The following is a 23,270-nucleotide window of genomic DNA, read 5'->3' on the forward strand; positions in this document are numbered from 1 at the left end:
GCCACCCCCGCCGGCGCAAACCCGGCTCCGGCCGGCGGCATGCCGTTCTCCTGGAGCGGCGTCTCCCTCCACGCCACCGGCGCCACCGCCCTCCGCGTCCACCTCGCCCCTGCCGGTGACAACTCGATCACCGTCGCCGTGCACGACCAAGACGGCGGCCCCGTGGCCTCCGTCGATTCCCTCGTCCTGCGCCCGATCTCCGGCACCACCACCGTCACCCGGAACGGCTCCCTCTTCCGCCTCGACCACAAGACCATCCCCGCCGGCCCCCGGACCGACGCCGTCGTTCTGACCCCCAGCCCCTTCCCCCTCGCCCTCCCCGAAGTGGCCGATCCGGACACCGACGCCTCCCTCGTCTACGCACCCATCGCCGGCCAGGACGTCCGGACCGCCACCCACCGCACCCTCGCCCTGCTCCAGTCCTGGCTCGCCGCCGACCGGCCCGGGCGGCTCGTCGTCGTCACCCGTGACGCCGGCACCGATCCCGCCGCAGGCGCCGTGCACGGGCTCGTTCGCTCCGCCCAGACCGAACACCCCGGCCGGTTCCAGCTCCTCGATCTCGACCACAGCCCGTGCCCCGACCTCGCCACCCTCCCCGCCGAACCCGAGATCGCCGTCCGCGAAGGCGTCTTCACCGCCCCGCGGCTCGTCCGCGCCCACACCGGTGCCCTCGCCCTCCCGGAGGAGCACTGGCGGCTGACCACCACCGGCGGCACCCTCGACGGCCTCACCCTCCGGCCGCACGCCCCGCAACCACTCGGGGAAGGCCAGGTCCGGGTCGCCGTGCGCGCGGCCGGCGTCAACTTCCGGGACGTCCTCATCGCCCTCGGCATGTACCCCGACCCGGCTGCCGTGCTCGGGTCCGAAGCCGCCGGGGTCGTCACCGAAGTGGCCCCCGACGTGCGGGGCCTCGCCGTCGGTGACCACGTCTTCGGCCTGTTCACCGGCGCCTTCGCCCCGACCGCCGTGACCGACGCCCGCCTGCTCGCCAAGGTGCCGGCCGGCTGGACCTTCGCCCGGGCCGCCGCCGTGCCCGTCGCCTTCGTCACCGCCTACTACGCCCTGTTCGACCTCGGCGGCCTCGAAGCCGGCCAGTCCGTGCTCGTCCACGCGGCCGCCGGCGGCGTCGGCATGGCCGCCGTGCAGCTCGCCCGCTGGAAGAACGCCGAGGTCTTCGCCACGGCGAGCCCGGCAAAGCAGGACGCCGTCCGCGCCCTCGGCGTCGCCCACATCGCCTCCTCGCGGGACCTCGAGTTCGCGAAGCGGTTCGGCCACGTCGACGTCGTCCTGAACTCCCTGACCGGCCCCTTCGTCGACGCCTCCCTCGGCCTCCTCAACCCCGGCGGCCGGTTCCTCGAAATGGGCAAGACCGACCTGCGCGCCCCCGAAGGCGTCACCTACCTCCCGTTCGACCTCGGCGACCCCGGCCCCGACCGGATCCAGGAGATCCTCCGCGCCCTCCTGGCCCTGTTCGCCGAAGAGCAGCTGCAGACCCTGCCGACCCGGGTCTGGGACGTCGTCCGCGCGCCCGACGCCTTCCGGTTCATCAGCCAGGCCAAGCACGTCGGCAAGAACGTCATGACCCTGCCGCGGAAGCCCGATCCGGACGGCACCGTCCTCGTCACCGGCGGTACCGGCACGCTCGGCGGCCTGCTGGCCCGCCACCTGGTGACCACCCACGGCGTCCGGAACCTCCTGCTGGTCAGCCGACGCGGCCTCGCCGCCCCGGGCGCGGCCGAACTGGTCGCCGACCTGACGGCGAGCGGCGCCGACGTCCGCGTCGAGAGCTGCGATGTCACCGACCGCGCGGCCCTCGAGACGCTGCTCGCCCCGGTCGACCTCACCGGAGTCGTGCACACCGCGGGCGTGCTCGACGACGGCGTCCTCGGCTCGCTCACCCCCGACCGGCTCGACGCGGTCGTCGGGCCGAAGGTCGACGCCGCGCTGAACCTGCACGAGCTGACCCGCGACCGCGACCTCGCCTGGTTCGCGCTGTACTCCTCGCTCGCCGGCGTGGCCGGTGCCGCCGGCCAGGCCAACTACGCCGCCGCCAACGCCGCCCTCGACGCGCTCGCCACCCGCCGCCGGGCCGAGGGCCTGCCCGGCGTCTCCCTGGCCTGGGGCCAGTGGGCCGAGGCCAGCGGGATGACCGGCACGCTCGACGACGAGGACCTGTCCCGGATCGCGCGGTCCGGCATCGGCGCCCTCGGCACCGCCGAAGCCCTCGCGCTCTTCGACGCCGCCCTGGTCGCCGGCGCCGGGTGCGTGGTCCCGGTCCGCGTCGACCTCGGCGCGCTGCGGGCCCAGGCCGAGCACCTGCCCGCGCTGTGGCACGGCCTGGTCCGCGTGCGCACCCGCCGCGCCGTCGGGCCGGCGGCGGGCACCGACGGGCTCGCCGCCCGGCTGGCCGGCCTCAGCGGCGACGACGTCCGCCGGTTCCTGCTCGACCTCGTCCGCACGCACGTCGCCGCGGTCCTCGGCCACGACGGCGCCGACGCCGTCGAGCCGCAGAAAGCGTTCAAGGACCTGGGTTTCGACTCCCTGACCGCCGTTGAGCTGCGCAACCGGCTCACCGCGGTGACCGGCCTGCGGCTGCCCGCGACGGTCATCTTCGACCACCCGAACCCGCACGCACTGGCCGCGCTCCTGCAGGCCGGACTGGCCGGCGACACCGGACCCGCGACGACGGCGGCGGTCACCACCACCGTCGACGACGACCCGGTCGCCATCGTCGCGATGAGCTGCCGCTACCCGGGTGACGTGACGTCGCCGGAGGAGCTGTGGCGCCTGGTCGAGACCGGCCGCGACGCCCTCACGCCGCTGCCCTCCGGCCGCGGCTGGGACCTCGCCGCCCTGGGCGCCGCCGAGGGCGGGTTCGTGCACGACGCCGGCGGCTTCGACGCCGAGTTCTTCGGCATCTCCCCGCACGAAGCCCTGGCCATGGACCCGCAGCAGCGGCTGCTGCTGGAAATCTCCTGGGAGGCGCTGGAGCGCGCCGGGATCGACCCGCGTTCGCTGCGCGGCAGCAGCACCGGCGTCTTCGTCGGCGCCGCGCACCAGGCGTACGGCAGCGGCGTCGCCGAGGTCGCCCCCGGCGTCGAAGGGCACCTGCTGACCGGCAACGCGACCAGCGTCGTCTCCGGCCGCGTCTCCTACACCTTCGGCTTCGAAGGCCCGGCCGTCAGCGTCGACACGGCGTGCTCGTCGTCGCTGGTCGCGCTGCACTGGGCGGTCCAGGCGCTGCGCCGCGGCGAGTGCGACCTGGCCCTCGCGGGCGGCGTCGCGGTGATGGCGCAGCCCGGCATGTTCGTCGAGTTCGACCGGCAGGGCGGCCTCGCCTCGGACGGCCGCTGCAAGGCGTTCGCGGAGGCCGCCGACGGCACCGGCTGGGGCGAAGGCGCCGGTCTGGTCCTGTTGGAACGGTTGTCCGACGCCCGCCGCCACGGCCACGAAGTCCTCGCCGTGGTGCGGGGTTCCGCGGTCAACTCCGACGGCGCGTCCAATGGCCTGACCGCCCCGAACGGCCCCGCGCAGCAACGGGTCATCCGGGCCGCGCTGGCCGGTGCGGGCCTGGCACCGTCCGATGTGGACGCCGTCGAGGCGCACGGCACCGGCACCACCCTCGGCGACCCGATCGAGGCGCAGGCCCTCCTCGACACCTACGGGCAGGACCGCGAGGAGCCGCTCTGGCTCGGCTCGCTCAAGTCGAACATCGGCCACACGCAGGCGGCGGCGGGCGTAGCCGGCGTCATCAAGGTCGTGATGGCGCTGCGGCACGGCGTCCTGCCCAAGACGCTGCACGTCGACGCGCCTTCATCGCGCGTCGACTGGGAGTCCGGCGCGATCGAGCTGCTCACCGAGGCCCGGCGCTGGCCCGGGACCGGACGGCCGCGGCGCGCCGGGATCTCCTCGTTCGGCATCTCCGGCACGAACGCCCACACGATCATCGAGCAGGCCCCGCCCGCGCCTGCCGAGCCGGAGCGCGCGGCACAGCCCGGCAGCGTTCCGTGGCTGCTGTCCGCGCGGGACGCCGAGGCGCTCACCGCGCAGGCCGAACGCCTCCGCGCGCACGTCGACGCCCGGCCGGACCTGACGCCGGTCGACGTCGGCCACTCCCTGGCCGGGCGGGCCGCGCTCGAACACCGGCTCGTCGTGGTCGGCCGTGACCGCGAGGAACTCCTGGCCGCGCTGGAGAACCCGCCGGTCACCGGGGTCGCGCGGCCGGATCGCCGGCTGGCGGTGTTGTTCACCGGCCAGGGCGCGCAGCGGCCGGGCATGGGACGCGAGCTCTACGAACGGTTCCCGGTGTACGCCTCGGCGTTCGACGCGGTGTGCGCGCAATTCCCGGGGCTCGGCGAGACGATCCTCGGCGGAACCGGGTCCCTGGACGACACCGGCGTCACGCAACCGGCGTTGTTCGCGGTCGAGGTCGCCCTGTTCCGACTGGTCGAGTCGTTCGGTGTCCGTCCGGACTTCGTGGCCGGGCATTCGATCGGGGAGATCTCGGCGGCGCACGTGGCCGGGGTGCTGTCCCTTGAGGACGCTTGCCGCCTGGTGGCCGCCCGTGCCTCGCTGATGCAGGCCCTCCCGCCGGGTGGCGCGATGGTGTCGATCGCCGCTCCGGAGTCGGCCGTCGAGCTGACTGAGGGCGTCTCGATCGCGGCGGTGAACGGCCCGGAGTCGGTCGTGCTTTCCGGCGAGGAGGCCGCGGTCCTGGCGATCGCGGCGAAGTTCCCGAAAACCAAGCGCCTCGCGGTAAGTCACGCGTTCCATTCGCCGCTGATGGATCCGATGCTCGACGAGTTCCGCGCGGTCGCCGAGACACTGACATATCACCCGGCTCAGATACCGGTGCTGTCGAATGTGAGCGGTGCTCTGGCCGAGCCGTTCACCGCCGGCTACTGGGTGCGGCACGTGCGGGAGACCGTCCGGTTCGCCGACGGCGTGGCGACGCTGCAGGCCGCCGGCGCCGACGTGTTCCTGGAGCTCGGGCCGGACGGCGTCCTCAGCCCGATGGTGCCCGGCATCGCCATCCCGGCCCTGCGCCGCGACCGCTCCGAAGAGAGCGCATTGCTCACGGCGTTGAGCACCGCTCACGTCCACGGCGTTCCGGTCGACTGGACCTCGTTCCTCGACGGCGGCCGCCGCGTCGACCTGCCCACCTACGCCTTCCGGCACCGGAACTACTGGCTCGCCCCGGAACCCGGCGCGGCGCCCGGGGGCGACTCGGGGTTCTGGGACGTGGTGCGCAGCGGCCGGCTGGCCGCCGAACTCGAACTGGACGAGGCCGTCGCCGAGGCGGTCGCCCCGGCGCTGTCGGCCTGGTACCGGCGCCGCACCCAGGAATCCACAGTGGACTCCTGGCGTTACGGCCCCACCTGGCGGCCGGTGCCGGCGGAGGCGGCCGCCCTCACCGGGCACTGGCTGCTGATCGTGCCGGAAGCGGGCGAACCCGGTGTCGTGGCGGGGGTCGCGCAGACGGTCCTCGAACGCGGCGCGCGGATCACCCCGGTGCGGATCGATCCGCTGCTGCCGCGCGCGGAGTTCGCCGAGCGCCTCCGCACCGCCCTGAACGGGTCCGGAGTGGACGGTGTGCTTTCGCTGCTGGCCCTGGCCGACGGCGGACGCGAGGTCGCGGCGGGCACGGCCACCCTGCTGCAGGCCCTCGGCGACCTGGGGGCCGGCGGACGGCTGTGGTGCTTCACCCGCGGCGCGGTCGCGGCCGGCCGCGCGGACCGCGTCGAAGCGCCGGTCCAGGCCCAGGTCTGGGGCCTCGGCCGCACCGCGGCCATGGAGTACCCCCAGCGCTGGGGCGGCCTGATCGACCTGCCCGCCGAGCTGGACGACCGCGGCCGCGCCCGCCTCGCCGCCGTGCTCGCCGGCACCGAAGACGAGGTCGCGCTCCGGCCCTCCGGCGTCTTCGCGCGCCGGCTGGAACGCCGCCCGGGAACCCCCGGCCCGGCCTGGCGGCCGCGGGGGACCGTGCTGATCACCGGCGGCACCGGCGCGCTCGGCGCTCAGGTCGCTCGCCGGCTGGCCGCGGGCGGTGCGGACCGGCTGGTGCTGCTCAGCCGGCGCGGACCGGCGGCGCCCGGCGCGGCGGACCTCGAACGCGAACTCACCGAACTCGGCTGCGCGGTCTCGATCGTGGCCTGCGACGCCGCCGACCGCGACGCCCTGGCCGCGGCCATCCCCGGCGACGTCCGCGCGGTGGTGCACACGGCGGGCGTCCTGGACGACGGCGTCATCGAATCCCTGACGCCGGAACGCTTCGACGCCGTGCTGAGCGCGAAGGCGACCGCGGCCGAGAACCTGTCCGCGCTCACCTCGGACCTCGACGCGTTCGTCCTGTTCTCGTCCGTGGCCGGCGCGTTCGGCGCGGCCGGCCAGGGCAGTTACGCCGCCGCCAACGCCCACCTGGACGCCCTCGCCCAGCAGCGGCACGCCGCCGGGCTGCCCGCCGTCTCGATCGCCTGGGGCCCGTGGGCCGGCGACGGGATGGCCGCGGGCGACGCCGAAACGCGGCGACGGCTGCGGGCCGCGGGCGTCGGCGCCCTCGAACCCGGCCTCGCGCTCGACGCCCTCGCCCTCGAAGCCGCGGCCGGCGCGCCGGTGGCCGTGGTCGCCGACCTCGACTGGGACGTCTACCTCCCCGCGCTGCGGGCCGTCCGGCCCCGGCCGCTGTTCACGGAATTCGCGGAGCCGCTCGAAAGCCCGGAAGCCACCGAACCCGCGGGATTCCTGACCGGACTGTCCGAAGAGGACGCCGCCCGGAAGGTGCTCGACCTGACCCGGACGCACGTCGCCGCCGTGCTCGGCTACTCCGACGCGAACGCGGTCGATGCCGGGCGCGCGTTCAGCGACAGCGGGTTCACCTCGCTGACCGCGGTCGAGCTGCGCAACCGCCTCGACGCGGCGACCGGGCTGAGCCTGCCCGCGACTCTGGTGTTCGACCACCCGACCCCGGCCGCGCTGGCCCGGCACCTGCACCGCGAACTGCTCGGCCGGCAGCCGGAACCGGCCGCCGCCGGCCCGGCGCGTACCCGGGAGGACGAGCCGATCGCGCTCGTCGCCATGGGCTGCCGGTTCCCCGGCTCGGTCGCCACGCCGGAGGACCTCTGGCGGCTCGTCGCGGACGGCGTCGACGCGATGACCGGCCTGCCCGAGGACCGTGGCTGGGACCTCGGCGCACTCTACGACCCGGATCCGGGCAAGAGCGGCCACAGCTACGTCCGCGACGGCGGTTTCCTCGACGCCGCAACGGAGTTCGACGCGGCCTTCTTCGGCATTTCGCCGCGCGAAGCCCTGGCCATGGACCCGCAGCAGCGGCTGCTGCTGGAGATCACGTGGGAGGTGTTCGAGCGGGCCGGGATCGACCCGCAGTCGGTACGCGGCAGCCGCACCGGCGTGTTCGCCGGCACCAACGGCCAGGACTACGCGGGCCTGCTCGGCGCGGCCGGCGAGGAGGTCGGCGGCTTCATCGGCACCGGCAACGCCGCCGCGGTCGTGTCCGGCCGCCTGGCGTACGCGTTCGGCCTCGAAGGGCCCGCGCTCACCGTCGACACCGCGTGCTCGTCGTCGCTGGTCGCCCTCCACCTGGCCGCGCAGGCGCTGCGCCGCGGCGAATGCGATCTCGCGCTGGCCGGCGGCGCGACCGTGATGGCCACACCGGCGACGTTCGTGGAGTTCAGCCGCCAGCGCGGCCTGGCCTCCGACGGCCGGTGCAAGGCGTTCGCCGAGGCGGCGGACGGCACGGGCTGGGGCGAAGGCGCCGGTCTGGTCCTCTTGGAACGACTGTCCGACGCCCGCCGCCACGGCCACCGGGTCCTCGCCGTCCTGCGCGGTTCGGCGGTGAACTCCGACGGTGCTTCCAACGGCCTGACCGCGCCCAACGGTCCCTCCCAGCAACGGGTGATCCGGGCGGCCCTGGCCGACGCCGGGCTGTCCACTTCGGACGTCGACGCGGTCGAGGCGCACGGCACCGGGACGAAACTGGGCGACCCCATCGAAGCCCAGGCGCTGCTGGCGACTTATGGCCAGGAACGCGGAACGCCGTTGTGGCTCGGTTCGGTGAAGTCCAACATCGGCCACACCCAGGCCGCCGCGGGCATCGCCGGGGTCATCAAGATGGTCATGGCCATGCACCACGGTGTCCTCCCGCGGACCCTGCACGTCGACGCCCCTTCGTCCCAGGTGGACTGGTCGGCGGGATCCGTGGAGCTGCTCACCGAAGCGACGCCGTGGCCGGAAACCGGACGCGCCCGCCGCGCCGGGGTGTCGGCGTTCGGTGTCAGCGGCACCAACGCCCACCTGGTCCTCGAGGCCGGCGAGCCGGCACCGGCGTCCCCGGCGCAGCCGGGACTCACCCTCTGGCCGCTGTCGGCGAAGGACGAGCAGGCCCTGCACGAGCAGGCCCGGCGTCTCCGCGCCGCGATCGGCGAGGACGCTCCGGTGGCCGAGGTCGGCCGCACCCTGGCGACCGGCCGGGCGGCCCTGGAACACCGGGCCGTCGTCCTCGGGGACCGCGACCAGCTCCTGGCCGGGCTCGCGAAGCTGGACCACGCCGTGCGCGGCACCGCCGTCCCCGGCGGCCGGCTGGCCGTGCTGTTCACCGGCCAGGGCGCCCAGCGCGCCGGGATGGGCCGCGAGCTGTACGACCGGTTCCCGGTGTACGCCGACGCCTTCGACGCCGTGTGCGCCGAGTTCGACGGCCTGCTCGACGCGTCCCTGCGCGAGATCGTCTTCGACGGCGGCGACCGCCTCGACCGCACCGGCTACACCCAGCCCGCGCTGTTCGCGCTCGAGGTCGCCCTCCACCGGCTGGTGACGGCCTGGGGTGTCCGCCCGGACTTCGTCGCCGGGCACTCGATCGGCGAGCTCGTCGCCGCGCACGTCGCCGGGGTGCTGACCCTGCCCGACGCCTGCACGCTGGTCGCCGCCCGGGCGTCGCTCATGCAGGCGCTGCCCGCCGGAGGCGCGATGGTCTCCATCGCGGCCCCCGAGTCCGCCGTCACCCTGACCGAGGGAGTCTCGATCGCGGCGGTGAACGGCCCGGAGTCGGTGGTGATCTCCGGCGACGAGGCCGCCGTCCTGGCCATCGCCGCGGAGTTCGCCGAGCGCGGCGTGAAGACCAAGCGGCTCACGGTCAGTCACGCGTTCCACTCGCCGCTGATGGACCCGATGCTCGACGAGTTCCGTAAGATCGCTGAGACGCTGACATTTCACCCGGCTCAGATACCGGTGTTCTCGAATGTGAGCGGTGCTCTCGCTGAGCCGTTCACCGCGGACTACTGGGTGCGGCACGTGCGGGAGGCCGTCCGGTTCGCCGATGGCGTGCGGGCCCTCGAAGCCGAGGGGGTGACGACGTTCCTGGAGCTGGGGCCCGACGCGGTGCTCAGCGCGATGGTCGGCGGCACGGCGGTCCCGGCGTTGCGGCGCGACCGCTCCGAAGAGAGAGCACTGCTCACAGCGTTGAGCACTGTTCACGCCCGCGGTATCGACGTCGACTGGGCCGCGTTCTTCCCGGCGGCCCCGCCGGCCGACCTGCCCACCTACCCCTTCCGGCGGCGGCGGTTCTGGCCCGAGCCCGCTCCCGCCGCTCCCGTGTCCGAAGTGGACGCCGAGTTCTGGAAGGCCGTGGCGGGCGCGGACCTGGACTCACTCGACGCGCTGCTCGGCCTGGACGACGACCAGCGGGCCGCCGTCGCCGCCGCCCTCCCGGCCCTGTCCGGCTGGCGGCGGGAAACCCGGGCGACCGGCGACTCCTGGCGCTACCGCGTCGTCTGGCGCAAGCTGCGCGAAGAACCCGCCGCGGTGGCCGGCGACTGGCTGTTCGTCCTGCCGGAAACCCTCGACGACCCGTCCGCCGCGACAGCGGTGGCCGGCGCCTTCGCGACATCCGGCGCGCGGCCCCTGGTCGTCCGGGTACCCGAGGACGCCGACCGCATCACGGTCGCGAAGCTGGTCGAGGCCAAGCTGGCCGAAGAAGCCTCGACGCCGGTCGGTGCGCTGTCGCTGCTGGCTTTCGCCGCCGGCACCCCGGGGTCGGCCGTGGCCGCCGGGCTCCCGCAGACCCTCGCCCTGGTCCAGGGTCTCGGCGACGCGGGTGTCACGGCACCGCTGTGGTGCGCCACCCGCGGCGCGGTCGCGACGGCGGACAGCGAGCCCGTCGCCGACCCGGCCCAGGCCCAGTTCTGGGGCTTCGGCCGGACGGCCGCGATGGAACACCCGAACCGCTGGGGCGGCCTGGCCGACCTGCCGGGCACCCTGACCGGCGAAGACGGCAAGCGGCTCTGCGCGGTCCTCGCCGCCGGCGGCGAGGACGAGGTCGCCGTCCGCCCCACCGGCGTCTTCGCCCGCCGCCTCGTGCGCGACCACCGCAGCGGTCCACAGTGGACGCCGCGCGGCACGGTACTGGTCACCGGCGGCACCGGGGCTCTCGGCGGGCACGTCACCCGCTGGCTCCTGGACCACGGCGCCGGGCACGTCGTCGTGGCGAGCCGTCGTGGTGGCGAAGCGCCGGACGACCGCGTGACGGTCGTCGCCTGCGACGTCGCCGACCGAGACGCCGTCGCGGCCCTGCTGGCCGAACACCCCGTGTCGGCGGTGGTGCACGCGGCAGGCGTCCTCGACGACGGCGTCGTCGACACGCTCACCGGCGACCGGTTCGCCGGGGTCCTGCGGGCCAAGGTGACCGGCGCCCGGATCCTCGACGAACTGACCGGCGACCTCGACGCCTTCGTGCTGTTCTCCTCGCTCGCCGGCGCGGTCGGCGCCGCGGGACAGGCGAACTACGCGGCCGCCAACGCCGAGCTGGACGCGCTCGCCCAGCGCCGTCGCGCGTCGGGCCGCGCGGCCGTCTCGATCGCCTGGGGTCCCTGGGCGGGTGACGGCATGGCGGCCGGGAACGCGGACCGGATGCGGCGCGCCGGGGTCACCCCGCTGCCCGCGGCGGAGGCCGCGGCGGCCCTCGGCCGGATCACGCGGTCGCAGGTCATCGCCGACATCGACTGGGACACCTACCCCGCGGCCCGGCCCGTCTACGCCGAGCTGGCCCCGGCGGCGCCGGTCGCCGAACCGGCCGCCGGCCTCGGCGACCGCCTGGCCGGGCTGTCCGCGGCCGACGCCGGCGACCTCGTGCTCGGCGTCGTCCGCGAGCACGTCGCGGCGGTGCTCGGCCACGGCCGGGCGGCGGACGTCGCCCCGGACCGGGCGTTCAGCGAAACCGGCTTCACGTCGCTGACCGCGGTCGAGCTCCGCAACCGCCTGGACCGGGTCACCGGGCTGAACCTGCCCGCCACGCTGGTCTTCGACCACCCGTCGCCGTCGGCGTTGGCCCGCTACCTGACCGCGGAACTGCGGGCGGACGGGCCCGGGGTCGACGACCTGCTCGACCGGCTCGGCCGGGCCGGCGCCACGCTCGGTGCGGCCGACCGGGCCCGCGTCGCGGAACAGCTGCGGCTGCTCACCGCGGGCTGGGCGGGCGAACCGGCCGCCCCGAGCCTCGATTCCGCCAGCGACGAGGAGATGTTCGACCTCCTCGGCAAAGAGTTCGGCATCTCCTGATCCGGCGTCCCGCGACTGCATGGAGTGAACACGAATGGACAACGAGGAAAAGCTCCGCTACTTCCTCAAGCGGGTCACGGCCGATCTGCAGGACACCCGCCGCCGGCTCCAGGAGGCGCAAACCACCGAGCCGGTCGCGATCGTCGGCCTCGGCTGCCGGTTCCCGGGCGGCGTCCGCACCCCGGCGCAGCTGTGGGACCTGGTCGAGGGCGGCCGGGACGCGATCTCCGGGTTCCCCGGCGACCGCGGCTGGGAGCTCGGCTCCCTCTACGACCCGGACCCCGGAACGCCGGGGACGTCGTACGTGCGCGAGGGCGGCTTCCTCGACGGTGTAGCGGAGTTCGACGCCGGGTTCTTCGGGATCTCGCCCCGCGAGGCGCTCGCGATGGACCCGCAGCAGCGGCTGCTGCTGGAGACGTCGTGGGAAGCCCTGGAGCACGCCGGGATCCGGCCGCCGTCGCTGAAGGGCAGCCGGACGGGCGTCTTCGTCGGCTCCAACGGCCAGGACTACGGCACCCTCATGCTCGGCTCCGCCGAAGCCCTGGAAGGACACCTGGCGACGAGCAACGCGGCGAGTGTCCTTTCCGGACGGGTCGCGTACGCGTTCGGCTTCGAGGGACCGACGCTCACCGTCGACACGGCGTGTTCTTCGTCGCTGGTCGCGCTGCACCTGGCGGTGCAGGCACTGCGGCAGGGGGAGTGCGACCTCGCGCTGGCCGGCGGGGTGACCGTGCTGCCGACGCCCGGGTCGTTCATCGCGTTCAGCCGGCTGCGCGGCCTGGCCCCGGACGGCCGCTGCAAGGCGTTCGCCGATGCCGCCGACGGCACTTCGTGGGGCGAGGGCAGCGGCATGGTCGTGGTGGAGCGGCTGTCCGACGCGCGCCGCCACGGCCACCCGGTCCTGGCCCTCGTCCGCGGTTCCGCGGTGAACTCCGACGGCGCGTCGAACGGCCTGACCGCACCGAACGGTCCCTCGCAGCAACGGGTGATCCGGGCCGCGCTGGCCGACGCCGGTCTGTCTGCTTCGGACGTCGACGCGGTCGAGGCGCACGGCACCGGGACGACCCTGGGTGACCCGATCGAGGCCCAGGCGCTGCTGGCGACCTACGGCCAGGAGCGGGAGACGCCGCTGTGGCTGGGCTCGGTGAAGTCGAACATCGGCCACACCCAGGCCGCGGCGGGCGTGGCCGGAGTGATCAAGATGGTCCAGGCCATGCGGCACGGTGTCCTGCCGCCGACCCTGCACGTCGGCGAACCGTCGTCGCGGGTGAACTGGTCGGCGGGGGCCGTGGCGCTGCTCACCGAGCGTCGCGAGTGGACGGCGGACCGGCCGCGCCGAGCGGCTGTGTCGGCGTTCGGCATGAGCGGCACGAACGTGCACACGATCCTGGAGGAGGCGCCGGCCGAGGACGCGCCGGCCGCCGGCCCCGACGAACCCGGCCGGGTCGTGCCGTGGGTGTTGTCGGCCCGGTCGCCCGAAGCCCTTCGCGCTCAGGCCGCCGCGCTGGCCGGCGTCACCGCGCCGGTCGGCGACATCGGACTGTCCCTGGCCACGACCCGGTCCGCGTTCGACCACCGTGCGGTCGTCGTCGGCGACCGCGATGATCTCCTGGCCGGGCTCGCGGCGCTGGCCGGAGATCGCCCGGCTCCCGTCGTCGTCAAGGGGACGGCCGTCGCGGGCAAGGTGGCGATGGTGTTCCCCGGCCAGGGTTCCCAGTGGGCCGGGATGGCTGTGGACCTCCTGGCCGAGTCGCCCGTGTTCGCCGCGCGGATGGCCGACTGCGCGGCCGCGTTGTCATCCTTTGTGGACTGGTCGCTCACCGAGGTCATCCGCGATACGGCGTTGCTGGAGCGCGTCGACGTCGTGCAGCCCGCGTTGTTCGCGGTGATGGTGTCGCTGGCGGAACTCTGGCGCTCCTACGGCGTCGAACCCGCCGCGGTCGTCGGGCACTCGCAGGGGGAGATCGCCGCCGCTGTCGTCTCGGGTGCACTGTCGCTCGAGGACGGCGCTCGCGTGGCCGCGTTGCGCAGCCAGGCCATCCTCGCACTCGCGGGCGACGGCGGCATGGTCTCGATCGCCGAGTCCGCCGACGCCGTGGCGGCCCGGATCGCGCCCTGGGGCGAGCGGCTCTCGCTCGCCGCGATCAACGGCCCGGCCGCGGTCGTGGTCTCCGGGACACCGGACGCGCTCGACGAACTGCTGGCCGCCTGCACCGATGTCCGGGCGAAGCGGGTCCCGGTGGACTACGCCTCGCACTCACCGCAGGTCGAACGCATCCGTGACCGCCTCCTCGACGTCCTGGCGCCGATCCGGCCGCGGACAACCACAACGGGCTTCTTCTCGACGGTCACCGGCGCGTGGATCGACGGCACCGAGCTCGATGCCGGGTACTGGTACACCAACCTCCGCCGTCCGGTCCGGCTCGACACCGCCGTGTCCACATTGGCCGCCCAGGGCTTCCGGACCTTCGTCGAAGCCTCGCCGCACCCCGTGCTGACCATGGCGATCGGCGGCGACGACGTGACCGCGCTCGGTTCCCTGCGCCGCGACGACGGCGGGCTAGCCCGGTTCCACACCTCCCTGGCCGAAGCCTGGGTGCACGGCGTCGACGTCCGATGGGACGACGCCTTTCCCGGCGCCCGCCGCACCGAACTGCCCACCTACGCGTTCCAGCACGAACGCTACTGGCCGCGGCTGGTCTCCACCGCCGGCGCGGGCGGCCTCGGCCTCGTCCCGGCCGAACACCCGCTGCTCGGCGCGGTCGTGGCCCTGGCGGGCTCGGGCGGAACGGTCCTGACCGGCAAGCTCTCGCTGCACAGCCTGCCGTGGCTGGCCGACCACCGCGTCGGCGGGGAAGTCCTGCTGCCGGGCACGGCGTTCGTCGAGCTCGCGCTCCGCGCCGGCGACCAGGCCGGCCGCCGCACCCTGGACGAGCTGACCCTGGAGACGCCGCTGGTCTTGCCCGCGCAGGGCGGCGTGCACATCCAGGTCGCGGTGGGGGAGGACGGCGACCTGACGATCCATTCCCGCCCGGACGAGTTCACCCCGTGGACCCGCCACGCGACCGGCCTCCTGACCGAAGCGGCCCTTTCACGTGAAAGTGCCGCTCCCGAATGGCCGCCGGCCGGGGCCTCGGCGGTGGAGCTGCCCGGTTTCTACCCGGCCATGGCGGCTACCGGCGTCGACTACGGGCCCGCCTTCCGCGGGCTGCGCGCGGTGTGGACCCGCGGCACCGACGTCTTCGCCGAGGTCGAGCTGCCCGAATCGCTGCGGGCGGAGGCGGCCCGGTTCGGGCTGCACCCGGCGTTGCTGGACGCGGCCCTGCACGCGGCCGGGTTCGGGGCGCTGACCGGGACCGGCGACGGGCCGAAGCTGCCGTTCGCTTGGAGCGGCGTCTCCCTGACGGCGTCCGGCGCGACCGTGCTGCGGGTGGCGCTGACGCCGGTGTCCGCCGACGCCGTCGCGCTCACCTTCGCCGACGAAACCGGCGCGCCGGTCGGGGCGGTGCGCTCGCTATCGCTGCGCACGCCCCCGAAGGCCACGCGTGCCGACGCGCTCTTCGAGGTCACGTGGCCGGAGGTGGCCGGCACCGAAGTGACCAGCGAGTTCGAGGTGACCCGGGTTCCGGCCGGCTCGGTTCAGGAGGTGACCGCGGCTGTCCTTTCGCGACTCCAGGAGTGGCTCGCCGGGCCGGACGGGCTGCTCGTTCTGCACACCACCGGCGCGGTTTCCGTCGACGGCGAGGACGTCACCGATCTCGCCGCCGCGGCCGTGACCGGCCTGGTGCGGTCGGCCCAGACCGAGAACCCCGGCCGGTTCGTGCTCCTGGACGCCGACGAGGTCCCGGCGGAACTGCCGCTCGGGGAACCGCAGCTGGCGGTGCGTGCCGGGAAGTGGCGCGTCCCGCGGCTGGCGCGGGCGTCCATCGTGGACAAAACGCCGGCGTGGGGTGACGGCGCGGTGCTGATCACCGGCGCGGCCGGCCTGCTCGGCGGCCTGATCGCCCGGCACCTGGTCAGCCACCACGGCGTCCGGCGTCTCCTGCTGCTGTCCCGCCGCGAACCCGCGGCCCTCGCCGGTGAACTCACCGCGCTGGGCGCCACCGCGACGGCCGTCGCGTGCGACGTCGCCGACCGCGCGCGGCTGGCGGAAGTCCTGGCGGAGCACCACGTTTCGGCGGTCGTTCACGCGGCGGGCGTGCTCGACGACGGCGTCCTCGGGTCCCTCACCGCGGATCGGCTGGCGGCGGTCCTGCGGCCCAAGGCCGAAGCGGCGCTCAACCTGCACGAACTCACCTCGGACCTCTCCGCGTTCGTCCTCTTCTCCTCCTTCGCGGCCACCATGGGCGGCGCGGGCCAGGCCGGCTACGCCGCCGCGAACGCGTTCCTCGACGCCCTCGCGCAGCACCGCCGTGCCCGGGGACAGCCCGCCATCGCCCTGGCCTGGGGCCTCTGGGCCGAGGCCAGCGCGATGACCGGGCACCTCGCCGACGGCGACCGGCACCGCATGGCGGCCGCCGGCATGACCCCCTTGGACACCGGACTCGGCCTGGCGCTGTTCGACCGGGCCGTCGCCGCGGACCGGGCCGTGCTCGCGCCGGTCCGGCTGGACCTCGCGGCCCTGCGCCGCCAGCCGGTGACGCCCACGCTGCTGCACGGCCTGCTGCCGCCGCCCCGGAAGCAGGCCGCGGAGTCGTCGTTCGCGGGCCACCTCGGCGCGGAGGACCTCGGCCGCCAGCTGCTCGACCTCGTCCGTGGCCTGGTCGCGGGCGTGCTCGGGTACGCCTCGGGCGCCGCGGTCGAACCCTCGCGCGCGTTCAAGGAACTGGGCTTCGACTCCCTCACGGCGTTGGAACTGCGCAACCGGCTCGCGGCCGAGACCGGGCTGCGGCTGCCGGCGACGCTCGTCTTCGACCACCCGACCCCGCAGGCGCTCACCCGGTACGTGGTCGAGCGCGTGTCCGGTGCGCCGGCGCCGGTGGTGGTGCGGGAGCGGCGGGTGGACGGCGACCCGATCGTCGTCGTCGGCATCGGCTGCCGCTACCCCGGTGGCGTCCGCAGCCCGGAGGACCTGTGGGACCTCGTCGCCGCCGGCCGCGACGCCGTCGCCGGGCTCCCGGACGACCGCGGCTGGGACCTCGACGCGCTCTACGACCCCGATTCGGACCACCCGGGCACCAGCTACGCCAAGGAAGGCGCGTTCCTCTACGACGCCGCCGACTTCGACGCGGGGTTCTTCGGCATCTCACCCCGCGAGGCGCTCGCCATGGACCCGCAACAGCGCCTGCTGTTGGAGACTTCCTGGGAGGCGTTGGAACGCGCGGGCATCGACCCGGATTCGTTGCGCGGCAGCCGGACCGGCGTCTTCACCGGCGTGATGTACTCCGACTACGCGTCCCGGCCGCTCGCCGTACCCGAAGGCGTCGAAGGGTTCCTGGGCACGGGCAGCTCGGCGAGCGTGGTGTCCGGCCGGGTCGCGTACGCGTTCGGCCTCGAAGGGCCGGCGATCACCGTGGACACGGCGTGTTCGTCGTCGCTGGTGGCGCTGCACCTGGCGTGCCAGTCGCTGCGGCAGGGGGAGTGCGACCTCGCGCTGGCGGGTGGCGTGACCGTCCTTTCGACACCGGGTGTGTTCATCGACTTCAGCCGCCAGCGCGGCCTCGCCGCCGACGGCCGGTGCAAGTCGTTCGCCGACGCGGCCGACGGCACCGGCTGGGGCGAGGGCGCCGGAGTCCTGGCTGTGGAAAGACTTTCCGACGCCCGTCGGCTCGGCCACCCGGTACTCGCGGTGGTCCGCGGCACGGCGGTCAACTCCGACGGCGCGTCGAACGGACTGACCGCGCCCAACGGGCCGTCGCAGCAGCGCGTGATCCGCGCCGCCCTCGCCGGGGCCGGGCTGGCGCCGTCCGAAGTGGACGTCGTGGAGGGACACGGCACCGGCACGACCCTGGGCGACCCGATCGAGGCGCAGGCGATCCTGGCGACCTACGGGCAGGACCGGCCGACGCCGTTGTGGCTGGGGTCGCTGAAGTCGAACATCGGGCACACGCAGGCGGCCGCCGGGGTGGCGGGCGTCATCAAGATGATCATGGCGATGCGGCACGGCGTGCTGCCGCCGACGTTGCACGTCGACGCGCCATCGTCGCATGTGGACTGGGCTGCCGGTGCGGTGGAGCTGCTGACCGAAGCTCGCGAGTGGACGGTGGACCGGCCGCGGCGGGCCGGTGTCTCGTCGTTCGGCGTCAGTGGGACGAACGCGCACGCGATCCTCGAACAGGCGCCCGCCTCGCCGCCGGCCGTGCCTGACCGCAGCGGAACCGGCGTGCTGCCCTGGGTGTTGTCCGGCCGGAGTGAAGCCGCTTTGCGTGCGCAGGCCGCGCAGCTGCTGGGTGTCACGGAGCACCCGGCTGACGTCGGGTTGTCGCTGGTCTCCTCGCGGAGCCGGTTCGCGCACCGGGCGGTGGTCCACGGCGCCACCGCCGACGAGCTGCTGAACGGGGTTTCGGCGTTGGCGGACGGCCGGTCGGCACCGAACGTCGTCACCGGCCGCGAACGGCCCGGCCGGCTCGCGGTGCTGTTCACCGGGCAAGGTGCGCAGCGCGTGGGCATGGGTCGTTCGCTGTACCAGCGGTTCCCGATGTACGCCGCGGCGTTCGACGAGGTCTGCGCGCACTTCCCCGGCCTTCGTGCGGTTCTCGACGACGTCGATCTGCTGAACCGCACGGAGTTCACGCAGCCCGCGCTGTTCGCGGTCGAGGTGGCGTTGTTCCGGCTCGTCGAGTCGTTCGGTGTCCGCCCGGATTTCTTGGCGGGACATTCGATCGGCGAGATTTCGGCGGCGCACGTCGCCGAGGTGCTGTCCCTTTCGGACGCCTGTCGGCTGGTTGCGGCCCGGTCCTCGCTGATGCAAGCCCTGCCCACCGGTGGGGCGATGGTCTCGATCGCCGCCCCGGAGTCCGACATCGAGCTGACCGACGGCGTCTCGATCGCGGCGGTGAACGGCCCGGCGTCGATGGTCATCTCGGGCGAGGAAGCTGCGGTGCTGGAGATCGCGGCCCGGTTCCCGAAGACCAAGCGGCTCACGGTCAGTCACGCGTTCCACTCGCCGCTGATGGACCCGATGCTGGAGGAGTTCCGCGCGGTCGCTGAGACGCTGACATTTCACCCGGCTCAGATACCGGTGCTCTCGAATGTGAGCGGTGCTCTCGCTGAGCCGTTCACCGCGGACTACTGGGTGCGGCACGTGCGGGAGGCCGTCCGGTTCGCCGATGGCGTGCGGGCCCTCGAAGCCGAGGGGGTGACGACGTTCCTGGAGCTGGGTCCCGACGGCGTCCTCAGCGCGATGGTCAGGGAAACCCTCGGGGACGGCTGCGTCGCCGTCCCGGCGTTGCGGCGCGACCGCTCCGAAGAGAGAGCGCTGCTCACGGCGTTGAGCACTGCTCACGTCCACGGCGCCGAGGTCGCCTGGGCGCCGTTCTTCCCGGGCGCCGCCCGCGTCGACCTGCCGACCTACGCGTTCCAGCGCAGCCGGTACTGGCTGGACATGGTGCTGCCGGAGACGGTCGAGCCCGAAGCGGGCGACGCGCCGGAGGCCGAGCCGATCACCGGGCGCCTGGCGGCGGTTGCGGCCGCCGACCGGCCGGCGTGGCTCCTCGAGTGGGTCCGGGCGGAGGTCGCGGCGACGCTCGGGCACCCGTCCGTGGCTGCGGTCGAGCCGGAGTCCGCGTTCGCCGACTTGGGCTTCACCTCGCTCGGCGTCGTCGAACTGCGCAACCGGATCAGCGCGGCGACCGGCCTGGACCTGCCCGCCGCGCTGGTCTGGGACTACCCGACGGTCGCGGAGCTGGCCGAGCACGTCCTGGCCAACGTGACCCTGCCCGCGGCCGGCCCGGGCGGCTCCCTGGGGACGCTGCTCCGGACGGCCCGGCTCACCGGCCGCACCGGCGAGTTCCGGACGTTCCTCGGCGCGGCGGCGCAGTTCCTGCCGGCGTCCCCGTGGACGCCCCGGCTCCGGCGCGCGACCACGGGCGCGTCCCGGCCGCTGCTGTTCGCCCTCGGGACCCTCACCGGCTCGACCCGGTGGTGCGAAGACGTCACCGCGCGGTTCGACGGCGTCCGCGAGTCGTGGCTGCTGCCCGCCCCGGGGTTCGACGGCGAGACGCCCGCGCCCACCGACCTCGGCACCCTGGTCGCGACGGCCGCCGAGGCGATCCGCGCGCAGGCGGACGGGGAGCCGTTCGTCGTGCTGGGGACGGGCTCGGGGACCCTGCTCGCCGCCGCCGTGGCGGACGCGGCCGGCGCGACCGGCGTGGTGCTGGCCGACCCGGCGGAGGTGGAGTTCGCCGAGCTGCCCGAGACGGCGACCGACGCCGAGCTGACGAGCGTTGGGGCGTACCTGCGGCTGTTCGGCGAAGCGGTCGCCTCGCCGCGGGTCCCCGTCCTGGCCCTGAAGACGGGGGAGGACGTGGCGGACGCGGCCCGGCAGATCCACGCGTGGCTGGTGGAGGAGCTGCCCGCCGCGTGCCGGTGACCGGGATGATCCGGCGTCATATCTGATGTTTCGTGCACCAGACCTTGACGGCGCAATTGGAAGGATCTTTTACTAACCGGAGGTTGCCCACCACACTCCGGGAGCACGCATGTCCTCACTCCGGCGTATCGCCAGCGCGGCCGCCGCGCTCGCGATCGCGGCCAGCGGTCTCGTCCTGGGCTCGTCCCCGGCGTCGGCCCTCGAAAACGGCCTGCTGCGCACACCGCCCATGGGCTTCAACAACTGGAACTCGACGCAGTGCCGCGCCGAGTTCACTGAGGCGATGATCAAGGGCATCGCGGACATCTTCGTCAGCAAGGGCCTCAAGGACGCGGGCTACACGTACGTCAACATCGACGACTGCTGGGCCCTCCCGGCACGCAACTCGGCGGGCAGCCTGGTGCCCGACCCGGCGCGGTTTCCCGGCGGCATCAAGGCCCTCGCCGACTACGTGCACTCGAAGGGCCTCAAGTTCGGCATCTACACCAGTGCCGGCACGAAGACGTGCAACAAGGCCGGCTTCCCCGGCGCACTGGGGCACGAGCAGCAGGACGCCAACCTGTTCGCCTCCTGGGGCGTCGACTACCTGAAGTACGACAACTGCAACAACCAGGGCGTCGACGCGCAGCAGCGCTACAAGGCCATGCGCGACGCGCTCGCGAAGTCGGGCCGCGCGATCGCGTATTCGATCTGCGAGTGGGGCCAGAACCAGCCGTGGACGTGGGCCGCGCCGGTCGGCAACCTGTGGCGCACGACCGGGGACATCTCGGACAAGTGGTCGAGCATGATCGCCAAGGCCCAGACCAACCGCGGCCTCGCCCAGTACGCGGGCCCCGGCCACTGGAACGACCCGGACATGCTGGAGGTCGGCAACGGCGGCATGACGGCGGCGGAGTACCGCACGCACTTCAGCCTGTGGGCGATGATGGCCGCGCCGCTGCTGATCGGCAGCGACCTGCGCAAGGTGTCGGACGACAACTTCGCGATCCTGAAGAACACCGACGTCATCGCGCTGGACCAGGACCCCTTGGGCAAGCAGGCAACGGTCCTGAGCGCGAACGCGGGCCTGGTGGTGTACAGCAAGGTCCTGTCGAACGGCGACCGCGCGGTGGCCCTATCCAACGAAACGACGGCAACGGCAACGATCACCACCACGGCATCGGCGACCGGAATCGGCAGCGCGCCTTCGTACACGCTGAAGGACTTGTGGAGCAAGGGCGTACGCACGACGACGGGCACGATCAGCGCTTCGGTGCCTTCACACGCGACGGTGCTGTACCGCGTCTCGCGCGCGAGTGGCGCGACGCGCTACGAAGCCGAGTCCGCCACTGTTTCGACAGGCGGCACGATCGACGCCAACCACGCGGGCTATTCCGGAACGGGCTTCGCGAACGGCGCCAACGCGGCGGGCAGCTACGTCGAGTGGCAGGTGACGGGCCCGGCATCGGCCCTGACGTTCGGCTACGCAAACGGAACGGCGACGGCCCGCCCGGTGGACATTTCGATCGACGGCACGGTGGTGGCAGCCGGCGTCCCATTCCCGGCGACGGGCGCGTGGACGACGTGGAGCACGGTGAGCCACCCGCTCTCGCCGGCGGCGGGGACGCACACGATCCGCGTGACCGCGACGACGGCTGATGGGCCGGCGAACCTGGACTACCTGGACGTCTCGCCGTAAGCGGCGCCGTGCGGTGGGGTGGGAAGAGGGGGCGATGCCCACCCCCCTTCGCGCTCGATGCGCGAAGAAAGGGAAGTGCCGTCCAGCGGTATCAAGCGATTGGGGTCATCCCAGAGAATGATGAGATCGCGAGCGAGGTCTGTCGCTACCGGTGTATCGGCGTTGCGGATTGCGGAGATCCTGAGATCGCGAACACGGGACGGCAAATCGGCCCATCCATCCGAGGTCAGCTGTTCGACGAATCCGCGCATGACCTGAGGAGAAACAGCGGGATGCCACAGGATGATCGGCAATCCCGCGCGGAGTGCGGCGTTCAGCTCATCTCCCGGCCGGGGGTGGCGTCCGGGTGCCTCGCTGAGCACCGTCCCCACCAGATCCGGCTCACTCAACAGCGCGTCGATGCGGCCAGGACCTTGGTTGGCATCAAGCTGTGCAAAGTGAATCCGGCGGCCGTTGCCGGCTGCCGTCAGGTGTTGCCAGCGCCTCCGCCACATCCGATGCCATTGACGTGAGAACATTCGCTCGAGCGAGCGCACGACAACCGGGTAGCCGAGCATCAACGGCACCGGGTCGGGCGAATTCAGCTCCTTCCGCCACTGGTGCACCGGCAGATTCATCAACGTGCGCGGCAACACGAATTCCAGCCGCGCGTCCCCGGCGAATCCGGCCCATTCCACCTCGGCCGCCACCACGATCTCGTCGACGGCGGCCTCGAGCTCGTCGATGACCACGCTCCTGGTGGCCCCCTGGGGTGGCGGCCATTCCTCCGGGTCGTCCTGCCGCCAGTAAGTCAGCACGAAGCGGTCTGCGTCGATTCCGTCTGGCTGCACGACGATCATCAAGGTCAGCGTCGGTTCTGCGGGCGGACCGGCCGGCATGCGCGCTCGCAACGACGCAAGACCAGGTTCCAGACGGAGGCGAGCGGCCTGCAGATCCACCCACGCTTTCAACTCGTCCCGCACGGGCTGATCGAGCTTCGCGGCCAGTACTTCGACGAAGGCCAGGGCCGGCGGCAGCTCCCCCGGAGCGCTGTTGAAGTCGCTGAGCAGGAGAAACATCTGCCAGTGGTCATCGACATCCGGAACCGGCAGCCCGAGCCGGGCCTCCCGCACCAACGCCTTCGGTTTGTACGGCAGCCTCACGTCACTCAACATCCGGCGTATCGGCTCCGTCGACATGTCCCGCGTGGGCGCCGCCGGGGTTTCGGGCGTCTCAAGGAGGTCATTCGGCGTGACCCCCAGGACCAGGGCCAACGTCGCGATCTCCTCCGCGGTGATCGACTTGCGGGCGCCGGATTCGATCTTCGCAATGGTGCCTCGGGTGAGCGACGAGGGCTCGATCAGGGCGCATTCGTCGGCGAGCCTCTGTGCGGACCATCCTCGCCCGACGCGAAGCTGGCGAAGACGGTCTGCCACCACCGCAGTGACCGTCGCTTCCTTCATGGCCTCCACCCTATGTCAACCTGTTCGGATTCGGAACAACAAAAGATCAGCAGGT

3 protein-coding genes and 1 pseudogene are annotated in these 23,270 nt (G+C 73.6%); 3 read left to right on the forward strand and 1 reads right to left on the reverse strand.

What is annotated here, in order from left to right:
- The 3 genes and pseudogenes from C2L59_RS48645 to C2L59_RS06955 form a co-directional block, all read left to right on the forward strand.
- Positions 1-11,565 (forward strand): type I polyketide synthase (locus tag C2L59_RS48645; RefSeq protein WP_146060277.1); only part of this gene is annotated, 11,565 nt, incomplete at its 5' end.
- Between the two features lie 73 nt (positions 11,566-11,638).
- Positions 11,639-20,095: pseudogene (locus C2L59_RS06950) on the forward strand (SDR family NAD(P)-dependent oxidoreductase); the annotation flags it as partial.
- Positions 20,096-20,204: 109 nt separating this feature from the next.
- Positions 20,205-21,773, forward strand: coding sequence for a carbohydrate-binding protein (locus C2L59_RS06955; protein ID WP_103348678.1), 1,569 nt, complete (start codon positions 20,205-20,207; stop codon positions 21,771-21,773).
- Here the strand turns inward: C2L59_RS06955 and C2L59_RS06960 are convergent.
- A complete protein-coding gene (locus C2L59_RS06960) occupies positions 21,752-23,215 on the reverse strand; it encodes a helix-turn-helix domain-containing protein (RefSeq protein ID WP_146060278.1) in 1,464 nt (487 codons plus the stop codon). The two genes, C2L59_RS06955 and C2L59_RS06960, sit on opposite strands and share 22 nt — an antisense overlap.
- Between the last annotated feature and the right edge of the window lie 55 nt (positions 23,216-23,270).

Origin of the sequence: Amycolatopsis sp. CA-128772 (assembly GCF_002904295.1) — a bacterium.
Taxonomy (GTDB): domain Bacteria; phylum Actinomycetota; class Actinomycetes; order Mycobacteriales; family Pseudonocardiaceae; genus Amycolatopsis.